Origin of the sequence: Jannaschia sp. GRR-S6-38 (assembly GCF_029853695.1) — a bacterium.
Lineage (GTDB): Bacteria > Pseudomonadota > Alphaproteobacteria > Rhodobacterales > Rhodobacteraceae > Jannaschia > Jannaschia ovalis.
Map to the genome: position 1 here is coordinate 970268 of NZ_CP122537.1, position 14483 is coordinate 984750.

14 protein-coding genes are annotated in these 14483 nt (G+C 70.0%); 6 read left to right on the forward strand and 8 right to left on the reverse strand.

What is annotated here, in order from left to right; genetic code table 11:
* The 6 genes from P8627_RS04970 to P8627_RS04995 all read left to right on the forward strand — a co-directional run bounded on the left by P8627_RS04970 (position 1) and on the right by P8627_RS04995 (position 6371).
* Positions 1-996 (forward strand): alpha-ketoacid dehydrogenase subunit beta, encoded by a 996-nt coding sequence (locus P8627_RS04970; RefSeq protein WP_279966533.1) that lies wholly within the window; start codon positions 1-3, stop codon positions 994-996.
* Entirely contained in the window at positions 986-2308 is a 1323-nt protein-coding gene (locus P8627_RS04975) for a biotin/lipoyl-containing protein (RefSeq protein WP_279966534.1), read from the forward strand. Before P8627_RS04970 ends, P8627_RS04975 begins: the two co-directional genes overlap by 11 nt.
* An 8-nt stretch (positions 2309-2316) precedes the next feature.
* Complete coding sequence (locus P8627_RS04980) at positions 2317-3774, forward strand: NAD-dependent succinate-semialdehyde dehydrogenase (RefSeq protein WP_279966536.1); 1458 nt, start codon at positions 2317-2319, stop codon at positions 3772-3774.
* On the forward strand, positions 3768-4667 hold the full coding sequence (locus P8627_RS04985; protein WP_279966538.1) for a 2-oxo acid dehydrogenase subunit E2: 900 nt from the start codon (positions 3768-3770) through the stop codon (positions 4665-4667). Before P8627_RS04980 ends, P8627_RS04985 begins: the two co-directional genes overlap by 7 nt.
* 10 nt (positions 4668-4677) lie before the next feature.
* Positions 4678-5406 carry an SDR family oxidoreductase gene (locus P8627_RS04990; RefSeq protein WP_279966539.1) on the forward strand — a complete coding sequence of 243 codons (729 nt, stop codon included), beginning with the start codon at positions 4678-4680 and terminating at the stop codon, positions 5404-5406.
* Positions 5407-5483: 77 nt separating this feature from the next.
* Positions 5484-6371, forward strand: coding sequence for an MBL fold metallo-hydrolase (locus P8627_RS04995; protein ID WP_279966541.1), 888 nt, complete (start codon positions 5484-5486; stop codon positions 6369-6371).
* Positions 6372-6382: 11 nt separating this feature from the next.
* Here the strand turns inward: P8627_RS04995 and hemA are convergent, their stop codons facing one another.
* The 8 genes from hemA to soxB are packed head-to-tail and all read right to left on the reverse strand — an operon-like array spanning position 6383 to position 14403.
* Entirely contained in the window at positions 6383-7600 is a 1218-nt protein-coding gene (hemA, locus tag P8627_RS05000) for a 5-aminolevulinate synthase (RefSeq protein WP_279966543.1), read from the reverse strand.
* A 2-nt stretch (positions 7601-7602) separates the two neighbouring features.
* The gene (locus tag P8627_RS05005; protein ID WP_279966544.1) at positions 7603-8037 is read right to left on the reverse strand and encodes a DUF302 domain-containing protein; all 435 of its coding nucleotides are present in this window, start codon (positions 8035-8037) and stop codon (positions 7603-7605) included.
* 57 nt (positions 8038-8094) lie between these two features.
* Positions 8095-9360, reverse strand: a complete 1266-nt coding sequence (locus tag P8627_RS05010; RefSeq protein ID WP_407932974.1) for an FCSD flavin-binding domain-containing protein — start codon at positions 9358-9360, stop codon at positions 8095-8097.
* Positions 9361-9397: 37 nt separating this feature from the next.
* Positions 9398-9709, reverse strand: coding sequence for a c-type cytochrome (locus tag P8627_RS05015; protein WP_279966547.1), 312 nt, complete (start codon positions 9707-9709; stop codon positions 9398-9400).
* Positions 9706-11010 carry a c-type cytochrome gene (locus tag P8627_RS05020; protein ID WP_279966548.1) on the reverse strand — a complete coding sequence of 435 codons (1305 nt, stop codon included), beginning with the start codon at positions 11008-11010 and terminating at the stop codon, positions 9706-9708. Before P8627_RS05020 ends, P8627_RS05015 begins: the two co-directional genes overlap by 4 nt.
* Entirely contained in the window at positions 10994-12268 is a 1275-nt protein-coding gene (soxC, locus tag P8627_RS05025; RefSeq protein ID WP_279966549.1) for a sulfite dehydrogenase, read from the reverse strand. Before soxC ends, P8627_RS05020 begins: the two co-directional genes overlap by 17 nt.
* Positions 12255-12692, reverse strand: a complete 438-nt coding sequence (locus P8627_RS05030; protein WP_279966550.1) for a DsrE family protein — start codon at positions 12690-12692, stop codon at positions 12255-12257. The genes soxC and P8627_RS05030 overlap by 14 nt, the downstream gene beginning before the upstream one ends.
* Before the next feature lie 16 nt (positions 12693-12708).
* Positions 12709-14403, reverse strand: coding sequence for a thiosulfohydrolase SoxB (gene soxB, locus P8627_RS05035; protein ID WP_279966551.1), 1695 nt, complete (start codon positions 14401-14403; stop codon positions 12709-12711).
* Positions 14404-14483: the final 80 nt, after the last annotated feature.

Sequence of the window (14483 nt, forward strand, 5' to 3'; positions counted from 1 at the left end):
ATGCGAGAGATTACGCTTTCGAAGGCCGTCAACGAGGCCCTGGCCGAGGAGATGCGGCGCGACGAGACCGTCTTCATCATCGGCGAGGACGTGGCCGAGGCGGGCACGCCCTTCAAGGTGCTGTCCGGCCTGGTCGAGGAATTCGGGACGGACCGCGTCATCGACACACCCATCGCCGAGCCGGGCTTCATGGGGATCGCCGTCGGCGCCGCCATGACCGGAACAAGGCCCGTGGTCGACCTGATGTTCGGAGACTTCCTGTTCCTGATCATGGACCAGCTCTGCAACCAGGCCGCGAAGACGCATTACATGTCGGGCGGCAAGCTCAAGGTGCCGCTGGTCCTGCGCACGAACCTGGGCGCCACGCGCCGGTCGGCGGCGCAGCACAGCCAGTCGCTGCACGCGCTGGTCGCGCATATCCCGGGGTTGAAGGTCGCGCTGCCCTCCTCGGCCTACGAGGCGAAGGGCCTTCTGAAGACGGCGATCCGGGACGACAACCCGGTCGTCATCTTCGAGGACAAGCTGATGTACCAGGACAAGGCCCCGGTCCCGGAGGAGGAGTTCCTGATCCCCTTCGGCGAGGCCAATGTGAAGCGCGAGGGCTCCGACATCACGCTGATCGGCACCTCCTCGATGGTGCAGGTCTGCGAGAAGGCCGCTGAGATCCTGGCCGGCGAGGGCATCTCGGCGGAGGTGATCGACCCGCGCACCATCGTTCCGCTGGACGAGGCCACGCTGATCGAGAGCGTCAGGAAGACCAGCCGCGCCATCGTGGTCGACGAGGGGCATCAGAGCTTCGGCGTCACCTCCGAGATCGCCAGCCGCCTGAACGAGAAGGCGTTCTACCATCTCGACGCGCCGGTCGTGCGGATCGGGGCGATGGACGTGCCCATCCCCTTCAGCCCCGCGCTCGAGGATCTGACCGTGCCCACGCCCGAGGCCGTGGTCAAGAAGGCGCGCCAGCTCTGCGCCGGAGAGATGATCCATGCCGCGTGACGTGATCATGCCCGCGCTCGGCATGGCGCAGGATACCGGCCACATCGTCGCCTGGCACAAGAAGGCCGGCGACGCGGTGGCCGAGGGAGATGTGCTCTTCGAGGTCGAGACCGACAAGGCCACGATGGAGGTCGAGGCCGCGAGCGCGGGCTTCCTGACCGACGTGACCGCCGGGGCGGGCGCGGATGTGCCGGTGGGCGACGTGATCGCGCGCATCTCGGAGACGGCGGAGGGCAGCGGCGCGCCCGCGCCGGATGCTACGCCCGGTGCCGCGCCGGATGCCGAAAATCGCGCCGACGCGGGGGACGACGCGTTGCCCGAGGGCCATCACGTCATCATGCCGGCGCTGGGCATGGCGCAGGATTCCGGGCGGCTGGTCGGCTGGCATGTCGCGCCGGGCGACGCGGTGGCCGAGGGCGATCTGCTCTTCGAGGTCGAGACCGACAAGGCGACGCAGGAGGTTGAGGCCGACCGCGCGGGCTATGTCGCGGCGCTGCTGGCCGAGGCGGGCGAGGACGTGCCCACGGGCCAGACCATCGCCATCCTGAGCGATACGCCGCCCGCGAACCCCGTCCGCCGCCGCGCGGGCGCTGCCCCGGCCCCGACTGCGCAGGCCCCCCACCCGGCACCCGCCCCGGCGGGCAAGGCCGCGGCACCGAAGCCCGCGCCATTGCAAAAGCCGAAGGCGGCCGCGCCGAAATCCGTCGACGGCCGCATCCTCGCCTCGCCCAAGTTGCGCCGCCTGGCGCTGGAACGGGGCCTCGATCTCGCCCGACTGGCCGAGGCCGGCCTGCCGCAGCCCTATCACGTCAAGGACCTGGGCGAGCTGGAGCGGCTGTCGGCGGAGGCCACCGCCGCCGCCGCCCCCACCGCCGGGGCCGCGCGCCGCCTGACCGCCGAGATCGACGGCACGGGCTTCGCCGAACTGGCCGACTGGCTGGCGGAAACCGGGGAGGTGTCCGAGACCGCGGCGCTGGCCGGGTTCGCGGGCGCAGCCCTCGGCCTGCCCGCCACCGTCGCCGTGGCCCGCCCAGCCGGCACAATGCGCTTCGCCGTCCCGACCGACCGGCTGGGCGACGTGACCGAGACCGAGGACGCGCCGGGCCTGGTACTGCGGGATCTGCGGGGCACCCCCTTGACCGGCGTCGCGCTGGGGCCCGAGGCCGCGCCCACCGTCACGCTGACCCGCGCCGGCCCGCGCCTCGCGCTCAGCTTCGAATGTTCCGCCGACCAGATGACGCCCGACGCCGCGATCGCGTTTCTGACCGGCCTTTCCGCGCGGCTGGACGAGCCGCTCCGCCACCTGCTCTGAGGACCGACATGACCAAAGCCGATATCCGTTTCGACGCGCTGCACACCGACCTCTGGATCGACGGCCGGTGGCGGCCGGGGGCCGAGGCCGCGCGGTTCGATGTGCTCAACCCCGCCGACGAGACCGTGCTGGCCTCCGTCGCCTCCGCCGAGATCGCCGATGCCGAGGCCGCGCTCGACGCGGCGGAGCGGGCGATGGCCGACTGGGCGGCGCGGAGCCCGCGCGAACGCTCGGAAGTGCTGCGCCGCGCCTGGGAGCTGATGACCGCGCGGCTCGACGATTTCGCCCGGCTGATCACGCTGGAGAACGGCAAGGCCCGCGCCGATGCGATGGGCGAGGCGACCTACGCGGCGGAGTTCTTCCGCTGGTTCGCCGAGGAGGCGGTGCGCGCCGACGGGATGATCACCCGCGCCCCCGCCTCGGGCGCGCGCATCATCGTGCAGCACAAGCCCGCCGGGCTGGCCGTGCTGGTGACGCCTTGGAACTACCCCGCCGCGATGGGCACCCGGAAGATCGCGCCCGCGCTGGCCGCCGGCTGCGGCGTCATCATCAAGCCCGCCTCCGAGACGCCTCTGACGATGCTGGCGCTGATGCCGCTGCTGGAGGAGGCGGGCGTCCCCGCCGGGCTGGTCAACGTCCTGCCCTCGCGCCGGACCGGCGCGCTGGTCGATCACATGCTGCACGATCCGCGGGTGCGCGTCGTCAGCTTCACCGGCTCGACCGAGGTGGGCCGCAAGCTTCTGCACGGCGCCGCCGACCAGGTGCTGAAGCCCGCGATGGAGCTGGGCGGCAACGCGCCCCTGATCGTCTTCGAGGATGCCGATCTCGACGTCGCCGTCGAAGGCGCGATGCTGGCCAAGATGCGCAACCTGGGCGAGGCCTGCACCGCCGCGAACCGCTTCTACGTCCATGCCGACGTGCTCGACGCCTTTACCGAGAAGCTGGCCGGCCGCATGGCCGCGCTGACCGTGGGCAACGGGCTGGAGGACGGGGTGGATGTGGGCCCGCTGGTCAATGCCGAGACGCGCGACAAGGTGGCCGAATTCGTAGCCGACGCGGTGGCGAAGGGCGCCGAACTCGTCACCGGCGGGCGCGCACCGGAGGGCAGGGGCTACTACTATCCGCCCACGGTCCTGAAGAACGTGCCCGAGAATGCCGATTGCGTCGGCGACGAGATCTTCGGCCCCGTCGCTGCGATCCAGTCCTTCACCGACCAGGAAGACGTGATCGCGCGCGCCAACGACACCGAATACGGCCTGGTGGCCTATGTCTTCTCGGAGGATTTCAAGCGCGCGCTGCAGGTCTGCGAGCGGCTGGATTACGGGATGGTGGGCCTGAACCGCGGCCTCGTCTCGGACCCGGCGGCGCCGTTCGGCGGCACCAAGCAATCCGGCCTCGGGCGCGAGGGCGGCCATGAGGGGATGCTGGAGTTCATGGAGACCCAGTACATCTCGGCGGCATGGTGACGGCGATGGGCGAGGTGAAGGCAGCCCCCTCGGTCCGCAAGGCCGCCGCCGACCGGGGCATCGACATCGACAAGCTGGCCGCGGAACTGGGGCGCACGACGATCGGGCGCGAGGATCTCGAGACGGCGAAATCCGCGCCGGCCGCGGCCGCGCCGGCCGCCGACACCGCCTTCTGGGAGGTCGATCACGCCGCCTACGGGCCGGTGACCGCGCAGCCGACCAGCCGCTTCGACAAGATCGCGGCCAAGAACCTCGGCGCGGCGCAGGCGGTGATCCCGTCGGTCACGCATCACGACCGGGCCGATATCGGCGCGGTCGAGGCCTTGCGAACGAGCTGGAAATCCGAGGCCGCCGCGCGCGGCGTCCGGCTGACCGCCCTGGCCTTCCACGTGAAGGCGCTGGCGCGCTGCCTGCGCAAATTCCCGAAGTTCAATGCCTCGCTCTCGGCCGATGGCGAGACGCTGATCCTGAAGGATTACGTCCACGTGGGCATCGCGGTGGATACCGAGCACGGGCTGATGGTGCCCGTGATCCGCGACGCCGACCGAAAGGGCTTGTGGCAGATCGCGGCGGATATCGCCGACCTCGCCGGCCGGGCGCAGGCCCGCAAGATCGGCGCCGAGGAAATGGGCGGCGCGTCGATGACCATCTCGAACTTGGGCGGGATCGGCGGCACCGCCTTCACCCCGATCGTGAACCCGCCGGAGGTCGCGATCCTCGGCCTGACCCGGACCGAGACCGTGCCCGTCTGGGACGGCGAGGCGTTCCGGCCCGTGCCGATGGTGCCGCTTGACCTGACCTACGATCACCGGGTCATCAACGGCGCCGATGCGGCGCGCTTCCTGTCGCATTTCGCCGGGCTGATCGGCGAGCCGCGGCGGCTGCTTCTGTGAGGGCCGCGCCATGGCGCTGAGCATCGACCTGTCGGGACGGACCGCGCTGGTCACCGGCGCGAGCCGCGGCATCGGCCTCGCCATCGCGCAGACGCTGCGCGGGGCCGGCGCCGAGGTCCTGGGCGTCGGCACGCGCATCTCCGAAAACCCGCCCGAGGGGATCGAACCGCTCAATTGCGACCTGTCGGACCGAGACCAGATCGCCGCGCTGCTGGCCAAGCTCGCGCCGCGCGAAATCGACATCCTGGTCAACAACGCAGGCATCATCCGGCGCGGCCCCATCGCCGAGCACGCGATCGAGGATTGGGACGCGGTGATGGCCGTGAACCTCGACGCGGCCTTCCTGCTCAGCCGGGACCTGGGCCGCGCGATGGTGGCACGCGGGTCCGGCAAGATCGTCAACGTGGCCTCGGTCCTGTCCTTCCAGGGCGGAATCCTGGTGCCCGGCTATGCCGCCGCCAAAGGCGCGGTCGCGCAGCTCACGCGCAGCTTCGCCAACGAATGGGCGGCGGCGGGGGTCAACGTGAACGCCGTGGCCCCGGGCTATGTCGCGACCGACAACACGGCCGCATTGCAGGAGGACGCGGAGCGGACGGCCGCGCTGATGGCGCGGGTCCCGGCGGGCCGCTGGGGACGCCCCGAGGAAATCGCCGGCGTCGTAGCCTTCCTGTGCAGCCCGCTGGCCGGGTTCATGCATGGCAGCATCGTCGCCGCCGACGGGGGCTGGCTGGCGCGCTGAGGCGGGCGTCGGCCCGTCCCGCTTGCCTCGGGAGGACGCGCATCGTATTCAATATTTCGAATACAAGGAGCGCGCAGATGATCTCACGCCGTCACTTTCTCGCCGCCGCGGCGGCCGGTCTCGCCCTGCCCCGCTACGCCGTCGCCCGCACGACGCTGCCCGACGGCGCGGTGCTGACCACGGTCAGCGACGGCTCGCTGGTTCTGCCGGGCGATTTCATCTTCGCGCCGATGCCCGAGGCCGAGCTCGGCCCGCTTCTGGCCGAGCTGGGCGTGTCGCGGGACCGGCTGACGCCCGAATGCAACCTGGCGCTGCTGCAGCGCGGCGACCGGACCGTCCTGTTCGACGCCGGCGCGGGCCCCGATTTCATGCCGACCGCCGGAACGCTGCCCGACGCGTTGGACGCCGCGGGCATCGCCCCCGAGGCGGTCACCGATGTCGTCTTCACCCATGCGCATCCCGACCACCTCTGGGGCGTTCTCGACGATTTCGGCGACCCGATGTTCCCCGAAGCCGCCCATCACATGGGCGCGGCCGAGCGCGACTACTGGGCCGATCCGGCGACCGTGGACACGATCGGCGCGGCCCGCGCGACCTTTGCGGTGGGCGCGGCACGGCGCATCGACGAGCTGGGCGACCGCATTCAGACCTTCGCGGACGGGGCCGAGATCGTGCCGGGCGTCGAGGCGGTGCTGTCGCCGGGCCATACGCCCGGGCACATGGCCTTCCGCACCGAGGGCGTGCTGATCCTGGGCGACGCGATCACCAACGCGCATGTCGCGCTGGCCCGTCCGGAATGGCCGTCGGGCAGCGACCAGGACCAGGCGCTGGCCGCCGAAACCCGGCTGCGGCTGATCGACCAGGTCCTGGCCGACGACCTGCAGATCGTGGGCTTCCACCTGCCCAATGGCGGCATGGGCCGGCTCGAGCGGGCCGGTGACGGCTTCCGCTTCCTGCAGAGCTGAAGGCGGCGGCGCTACTGCGCCGCCATCGGCCGCCGGGCCAGCTGGCACTGGGTCCAGAGCTCGGACAGCGCGCCGACCAGCCGGTCGACATCGCCCGGCGCATGCACGGGCGACGGCGTGATCCGCAACCGCTCGGTCCCCTTGGGCACCGTCGGATAGTTGATGGGCTGGATGTAGATCCCGTATTCCCGCATCAGCACGTCCGAGATGTAGCGGCATTTCACCGTGTCGCCGACCATCACCGGGATGATGTGGCTGGGGTTCGGGACATGGGGGATGCCGGCGGCGTCGAGCCGGGCGCGAACCTCGGCCACGCGGGCCTTGTGGGCGGCGCGCTCCGCCCCGCTGGTCTTCAGGTGGCGCACGCTGGCGCAGGCGCCCGCGGCCACGGCGGGCGGCAGCGCGGTGGTGAAGATGAAGCCCGAGGCGAAGCTGCGCACGAAATCGCACAGCGCGGCGGAGGCGGCGATATAGCCGCCCATCACGCCGAAGGCCTTGCCCAGCGTCCCCTCGATGACGTCGATCCGGTTCATCAGCCCCCGCGCCTCGGCCACGCCGCCGCCGCGCGGGCCGTAGAGGCCGACGGCATGGACCTCGTCGAGATAGGTCAACGCGCCGTAGCGTTCGGCCAGGTCGCAGATGCCCTCGATGGGCGCGATGTCACCATCCATCGAATAGACGCTCTCGAAGGCGATCAGCTTGGGCGCGTCGGCGGGCAGCGCGGCGAGCTTGGCCTCGAGGTCGGCGAGGTCGTTATGCGCCCAGATGACCTTCTGCGCGCGGCTGTGGCGGATGCCCTCGATCATGCTGGCGTGGTTCTTCGCGTCCGACAGCACGACGCAGCCGGGGATGCGCGCAGCCAGCGTGCCGAGCGCGGCCCAGTTCGAGACATATCCGCTGGTGAAGAGCAGCGCCGCTTCCTTGCCGTGCAGATCGGCGAGCTCTGCCTCGAGCGCGACATGGGCGTGAGTGGTGCCGGAGATGTTGCGCGTGCCGCCCGCGCCCGCGCCCACCCGGTCGATGGCGTCGTGCATCGCCGCCAGCACCGCCGGGTGTTGGCCCATCCCCAGGTAGTCGTTCGAGCACCAGACGGTGACGTCCCGCCCGGTTCCGTGGTCGGTCGCGCGCGGGAAGGCGCCGCGGTGCCGTTCGAGATCCGCGAAGATGCGGTAGTCGCCCTCGGCCTTCAGGCGGTCCAGAGCGTCGGCGAAGTGTCGTTCGAAATTCATGGCTACTCCACGGCCTCGGCGATGATGCCTTCCAGAAGCGCGTTCACCGGCGCCATGCTCGGATCCGCATAGACCCGCCGGCCGACCAGCGTCTCGCCGTCGATCCGGGCTACGAAGATGCCGTAGGGACAGTGCGAGACGTTCATCGGGTCGGCCTCCATCACCTCGCGGCTGACGGTGGCCGAGCAGAAGACGAAGACCTGCGCGTCGTCGCCCACGGGCGAAGGCCCGAGGCCCAGATCGGCACCGGTCCGGGCCATCATTTCGCCCACATGGCTGGTGAAATCGATGACGAGGCCCTGGTTCACGATGGCAGTCTCGACCGCGAAGGCGGCGTCCTCGACTTCGCCGTCGAAGGGGACGGTGGCCGCCTCCTGGGCGGTCGCGGCGGCGGCGGTCAGGGTGATGGCGCCGGCTGTCAGCAGATGGCGGATCATGGTCGTCCTCCTCGTCTCGTTGGGCGGCCCCCGCAGAGCGGGAACCGCGATCTCGGATCAGGCGCCGAACATGTCGGCGACGATGCCCGCGTACCAACCCAGCGATTCCTCGTAGGTCGCCTTGCGGATGGCCGAGTCCTCGCCGGTCTGGCTGACGAAGCCGTCGACCTTGGCGATCTTCTCGGGCGTCGCTTCATATGTCGCACCGACCTTCACGCCGTCATTGTCCGAGATCAAAGACCAGCACGTGTTGGCGAACCGCGCCGGGAAGACCCGGCTTCCGGTCAGCGCGCCGCGCACGGCATTGGCGCAGACCTTGGCCTGGCTGTTGGCCGAGAAGCCGGATTTCGGCATGTCGCCCTGCTGCGCGGCGTCGCCCAGCACGTGCACATCCGGATCCGTCTTCGACGACATGTCGGCCGCGTTGACCGGGGCCCAGCGCCCGTCAGTCACGCCGGCCAGATCGGCGATGCGCCCGGCCTTCATCGCGGGGATGACGTTGCAGACATCGACCTGCTCGACGGAGCCGTCGATATCGACGGTCATCGCCGCCGGATCGACCGACACGTTCTCGCCGCCGAAATCGGGGCCGATCCGCTCGATCATGCCGGGATAATGGGTCTGCCACCCCTCCTCGAAGAGGGCCTGCTTGGAGAAGCTCTCCTTCGGGTCGGCGATCAGAATCTTGGCCGTGGGGTTCTGCGCCTTCAGCATGTGGGCCACCATCGACACGCGCTCGTAAGGTCCGGGCGGGCAGCGATAGGGGTTGGGCGGGGCGACCATGGCGAAGGTGCCGCCTTCGCGCATCCGCCCGAGCTGCGCCTTCAGAAGCTCGGTCTGGCTGCCGGCCTTGTAGGCATGGGGCATCATGTTCTGCTGCGACACGTCCCAGCCGGGCACCGCGTCCGCGACGAAGTCGATGCCGGGCGACAGGATCAGCTTGTCGTAGGGCAGCGCCGTGCCCCCGGCCAGCGTGACGGTCTTCGCGTCGCGGTCCACGTCGATGGCCCAGTCGTGGATGACGTTGATGCCATGGGCGGCGGCCAGCGTGCCGTAGGTGTGGCCGAGGTCGCCCATCTCCTGGAAGCCGCCGAGATAGAGATTCGAGAAATAGCAGGTGAAATAGGTGCGCGAGGGCTCGACCAGCGTGACGTCGATGGCGCCGTCCGAATCCTTGGCGATGTAGCGCGCGGCCGTGGCGCCGCCGGAGCCGCCGCCGATGACGACGACGCGGGGCTTGCCGTGGCCTTCGGCCATGACCGCGGGCGCGCTGAGCAGGCCGCCGGTCGCGGCCAGCCCGCCGAGTACCGATCTTCTCTTCATCATGATCTTCCCTCCCGAGACATGTCCGCGCGACGCCTCACTCCTGCGCCGCGAAATAGGCGGCCAGCGCCGCCATCTCCTCGTCGCCCAGGCGGGCGGCGATCATCTGCATCGGTCCGTGCAGGCGCGAGCCGGTCTTGAACTCCCGAAGCGTCAGGATGAACGCCTCCTCGTCCCACCCGGTGATCAGCGGCACGCCGCCCTCCGCGGCCTCCGCGCCGAGAAGGTGGCAAGTGGTGCATTCCGCGGCGAGGTATTCGCCATATGCCACGTCCCCGTCGGCCGCCGCGATCGGGGCGGCGCCCGCCGCCGCGAGGACGGCCAGGATCGGGGGCGCGGCGCGGATCATTCCTCGAAGGTCCCCAGATAGGCGATCACCGCGTCCAGATCCTCCTGCGAGGTCAGGCCCCGGAAGGACATCTTGGTGCCGGGCGCGTAGTCGCGGGGTGCGGCGAGGAAGGCGGCGAGCTCGTTCGCGTCCCAGACGGTGCCGGCATCGGCCAGCGTCTTGAGCGCGTTCGAGTAGCGGAAGCCCTCGATCGCGCCGACCGGATGGCCGACGATGCCGTTGAGCGCCGGGCCGGTGCGGTTGCGCGCGCCCTCGCCGACTTGGTGACAGGAGGCGCATTTCTTGAACACGGCCTCGCCCGCCGCGACGAGCTCGGGGTCCGGCCCGTCCTCGGTGGCGGTGGCGGCAAGCGGCGTGGCGCCGTCTTCGGTGACCGCCTCGGCCGCGGCGGCGGCGACCTCGACCGCGGCATCGGCCTCGGTCACGCCGCTATCGGTGCCGGTGGCCGCGGCTTCGCGGGCGATGCGCGCGGCCTCGTCCTCGGGAGTGACGTCGACGACGGCGGCGCGCGCCGTGATCTCGACCGTCTCGCGGCAATTCTCCATGCAGGGCTCGCCGATGAATTCGAGATATTCCGTCTCGGCCCGGTCATCCATGTAGAAGGCGTCCTGGTTGGGCATCTCGAAGCCCGCCAGGGTCTCGCGGTCGAGGACGAAGTCATCGTCCACGAGGTCGTTGAGATAGAGCAGGTAGGCCGTGATCGCGTAGACCTCGTCATCGCTGAGCGACTGGGCGTTGCCGAAGGGCATGGCGCGGTGGACGTAGTCGTAGACGGTCGAGAGATAGGGCCAGTAGCTGCCGATCGTCTTGACCGGGCGGTCGCGGGTCAGCGTGCCCTGCCCACCCGCCAGCACCGGCCAGCGGCCGATCGCCTCGCCGAAATCGCCGTGGCAGACGGCGCAATTGTCGACATAGAGCTCCTCGCCGGTCCAGACGTCGCCAGAGCCCTCGGGCAGACCCGCGCCGTCGGGGCGGATGTCGATGTCCCAGGCGGCGACCTCCTCGGGGAGCGCGGGCCGGCCGAGGTCCAGGACCACGGGTTCGGGCGCGGCCTCGGGTGCGGGGGCCGCAGCCTGGACGATCCGGGCGGTGCCGTCGGCGGGCACGGGCGGGGCCTTGACCTCGGCCACCATCGCCTCGACCGCCGCGTCGGACGCCTCGGGCTGGGTCTCGGCGACCGGCACCGGCGCCTGATAGGGCACGAGCGGCGGCGCGATCCTGTTGGCACCGACATAGGCGACGCCGACCAGCGCGGCGGTGCCGGCCAGGGCGGGCACCAGCATCTTAGCCAATTTCGACATTCTCGGCCTCCCCGCGCTCGTCGACATGCCAGGTCTGGATGCCGTTGTTGTGGTAGATGGAATTCTCGCCCCGAACCGCGCGCAGCTGGTTCTTGGTGGGCTGGACGTAGCCGGTCGAGTCGTGCGCGCGGCTCTGCAGCAGGAGCGGCGTCCCGTCCCAGTCGAACTCGAAATAGAAGCGGTGCATGGACTTTTCGAGGCTGGGCCCATCCATCCGCGCCATGTGCCAGTTCTTGCCGCCATCGAGCGTCACGTCCACGCGCGGGATCGTGCCGCGGCCCGACCAGGCAACGCCGGTCAGGACCGTCGGGCCGGGCCCGTGGGTCAGCGGTGCCTGCGGCGACGGGTTGGTGATGACCGACTTGGCGTCCATCGCCCAGGTGAAGCGGCGGGCCTGGCCGTCCGCCAGGAGGTCGGTGTATTTCGACGTCTCCTCGCGGTGATGCCAGGGCTGGTCGCCGACCTCGATCCGGCGCAGCCACTTGACCCACATGTTGCCTTCCCAGCCGGGCACGACCAGGCGGACGGGATAGCCCTGCTCGGGTCGCAGCGCCTCGCCGTTCATCTTGAAGGCGATCATGCAATCGTCGAGCGCCTTCTCGATCGGGATCGAGCGGGTCATGCCGGAGGCGTCGGCGCCCTCGGGCAGGATCCATTTGCCCGTGGGCCTTACCCCGGCCGAGGCCAGCACGTCGCGTAGCATCACGCCGGTATACATGACGTTGTGGATCATGCCGTGGGTGAACTGGCAGCCATTGAGCTGTGCGCCGCGCCATTCCATCCCGGAATTGGCCGCGCATTCGAGGAAATAGACCTTGTTGTGCCGCGGGAAGCGCTTGAGATCCTCCATGGTGAAGACCAGCTCGCGATCCACCAGCCCGTTGATCATCAGGCGGTGCTGCGCGGGATCCACCTCGGCGATGCCGGCATGGTGGCGCTCGAAGCAGAGCCCATTGGGCGTGATGATGCCGTCCAGCTCGTGCAGCGGCGTGAAGTTGACCGAGGAGACCGGATCGGCGGTCAGCCACTCGACGTTGCGGCGTTTGACATGCGCCTCGAAGGGCGAGGGCATGCCGTAGGGACGCGCGTCGACGCCCTCGCCCAGCTGCTGCATCCAGGGCTGGATCTCGGTGATCGCGGGATCGCCGGCGGCGCGGGCGACGCCCGCCGCGGCGGCGGCGCCCCCGGCGGCCATCGCGCCCAGAAGCGCACGGCGGGTGGGACCCGCGGCGCGGGTCTTGCTGTCACGGGCGGACATAGGCGTATCCCTCTTCCTGCAGTTCGATCAGCCGCACCACGCCGGAGGGCACGATGCCGGCTTCGGAGATCAGCGGCACCTCGGCCCCGGCCTTGGCGCTCATGTTGCGGTGGGTGTTGCCGCAGGCGGCGAAGCTGAGATTGTCCATCTCGAGCGCCATGGCCGAAATCCGGTCCTCGACCGGGCTCTTGCCCGCGACGAACATGTTGAGACCGGGGCCGTAGGCGACGACCTCGACGATGACCTCGTCGCCGATGCTCTCGTAATGGGCCTGCACGTTGGCGACGTTGTTCAGCGCCATGTTCATGACCTGTGGGTCGTTCTCGTCGACATGGATGGCGACGCGGTGGACCTCGCCCTCGGCCAGGGCGGAGGTGGCGAGGCCGGCGGCCAGGGCGGCGGCGGTTGCGATGGATCTGATCATGATCGTCCTCCTGATGTCAGCCGGTGACGACGCGCACGCTGTCGTTCGGGGAAACGGACACGGTGCCCTGTCGCTTGATGTGACTTTCGACCACGTCCCAGATGGGCGGGCCCTCGACCTCGGGATTCACGCTGGCCCAGCCGGCGACGACGTAGGTTCGCGCCGGGTCGATGGCCTCGCCGGTCTTGAGCAGCGTCATCTCGGTGATGCGGCTGCCCTGCGGCCGGGTGATGTCGATGCGGTAGCCCATGCCGCCCACGCGGACCATGTCGCCGCCCTGCTGGTAGTAGGGATCGGGGTGGAACAGGTTGTCGGCCACGTCCTCCATGATCGTGTGCAGCATCTCGCCCGTCATCTCGGTGCGGTAGGCCTCGGGATAGGACATGGCGGTGGCGTTCATCAGGTCCTCGCGGGTGATGTCCTGCCCCGGCAGCACCGAGGCGCCCCAGCGGAAGCCCGGCGACAGCGCGATATCGGCCTCGCGCTCCTCCAGGAGCGCCTGGCAGATCAGGTCGTCCCAGGTGCCGTTGAAATTCCCCCGCCGGTAGAGAAGCGACTCGGTCTGGCCCAGCACCTCGGAAAGCTCGGCCTGGAAGGGCGCGCGGTGGCCTTCGACCAGCGCCGTCATTTCCGGATCGGGCGCGATCACGTCCGCGAAGATCGGGATCAGCTTGTGGGCGACGGATTTCACCTCGCCGCCCTGCACGTCGAGATCGAGGCGGCTGACGAACTTGCCGTGGCTGCCGCTGGCGATCAGATGCGTCCGGCCCACCAACACCGGCTCGGGCAGCGCGTCATGCGTGTGGCCAGTCAGGATCACGTCGATGCCCGGCACGTTGGCGGCCATCTTCCGGTCCACGTCGAAGCCGTTATGCGACAGCACGACCACCGCCTCGGCGCCGGCGGCGCGGGCCTCGGTCACGACCTCGGCCATCCGCTCCTCGCGGACGCCGAAGCTGAGGCCCGGGAACATGTAGCCGGGATTGGCGATCGGCATGTAGGGGAAGGCCTGGCCGATCACGGCGATCTGCGCGCCGCCGCGCTCGAACATCTTGTAGGGTTCGTAGGCGGGCTCGTCCCATTCGGCGTCGAAGATATTGGCGCCGAGGAAGGGGTGGCCCAGCTCGTTCTCGACGATCTCGGTCACGCGGTCGATCCCGAGGGTGAATTCCCAATGCGAGGTCATCGCGTCGGTGCCCAGCGCGTTGAACACGTCGACCATGTCGCGGCCCTCGGTGCGTAGGGCGGTCAGGCTGCCCTGCCAGGTGTCGCCGCCGTCGAGCAGCAGCGCGTCGGGGCGCTCGGCGCGGATGGCCTTGACCACGGTGGCGATCCGGTCGGCGCCGCCCATGCGGCCGTAGCTGCGCGCGAGCGCCGCGAAATCGGGATAGGACAGCGCGTATTGCAGCGGCGAGTTCGCCTCGATCCCATAGCGGCGCAGAAAATCCTGGCCGGTCAGGTGCGGCGGCTCGCCCTGCACGGCGCCGACGCCCAGGTTGATCTCGGGCTCGCGGAACCAGACCGGCACGAGCTGGGCGTGGATGTCGGTGATGTGGATCAGGGTGACGTTGCCCGAGCTGTCGAAGGACAGCAGGTCGTCCTGCGTCATCGCCTGCTGCGCGGCGAGCCGGGACCAGTTGCCGAAGGCGCTGCCGCCGTAGATCGCCGATGCCGCCATCGCCGCCTGCAGGAAATCGCGCCGTGAAATCATGGGCTGGCTCCAATCATATTCGCAGTCTTGCATATCTGCGAGGAGAGAAAGGCCCGCCTGCCGTTTCCGGCGGGCGGGCC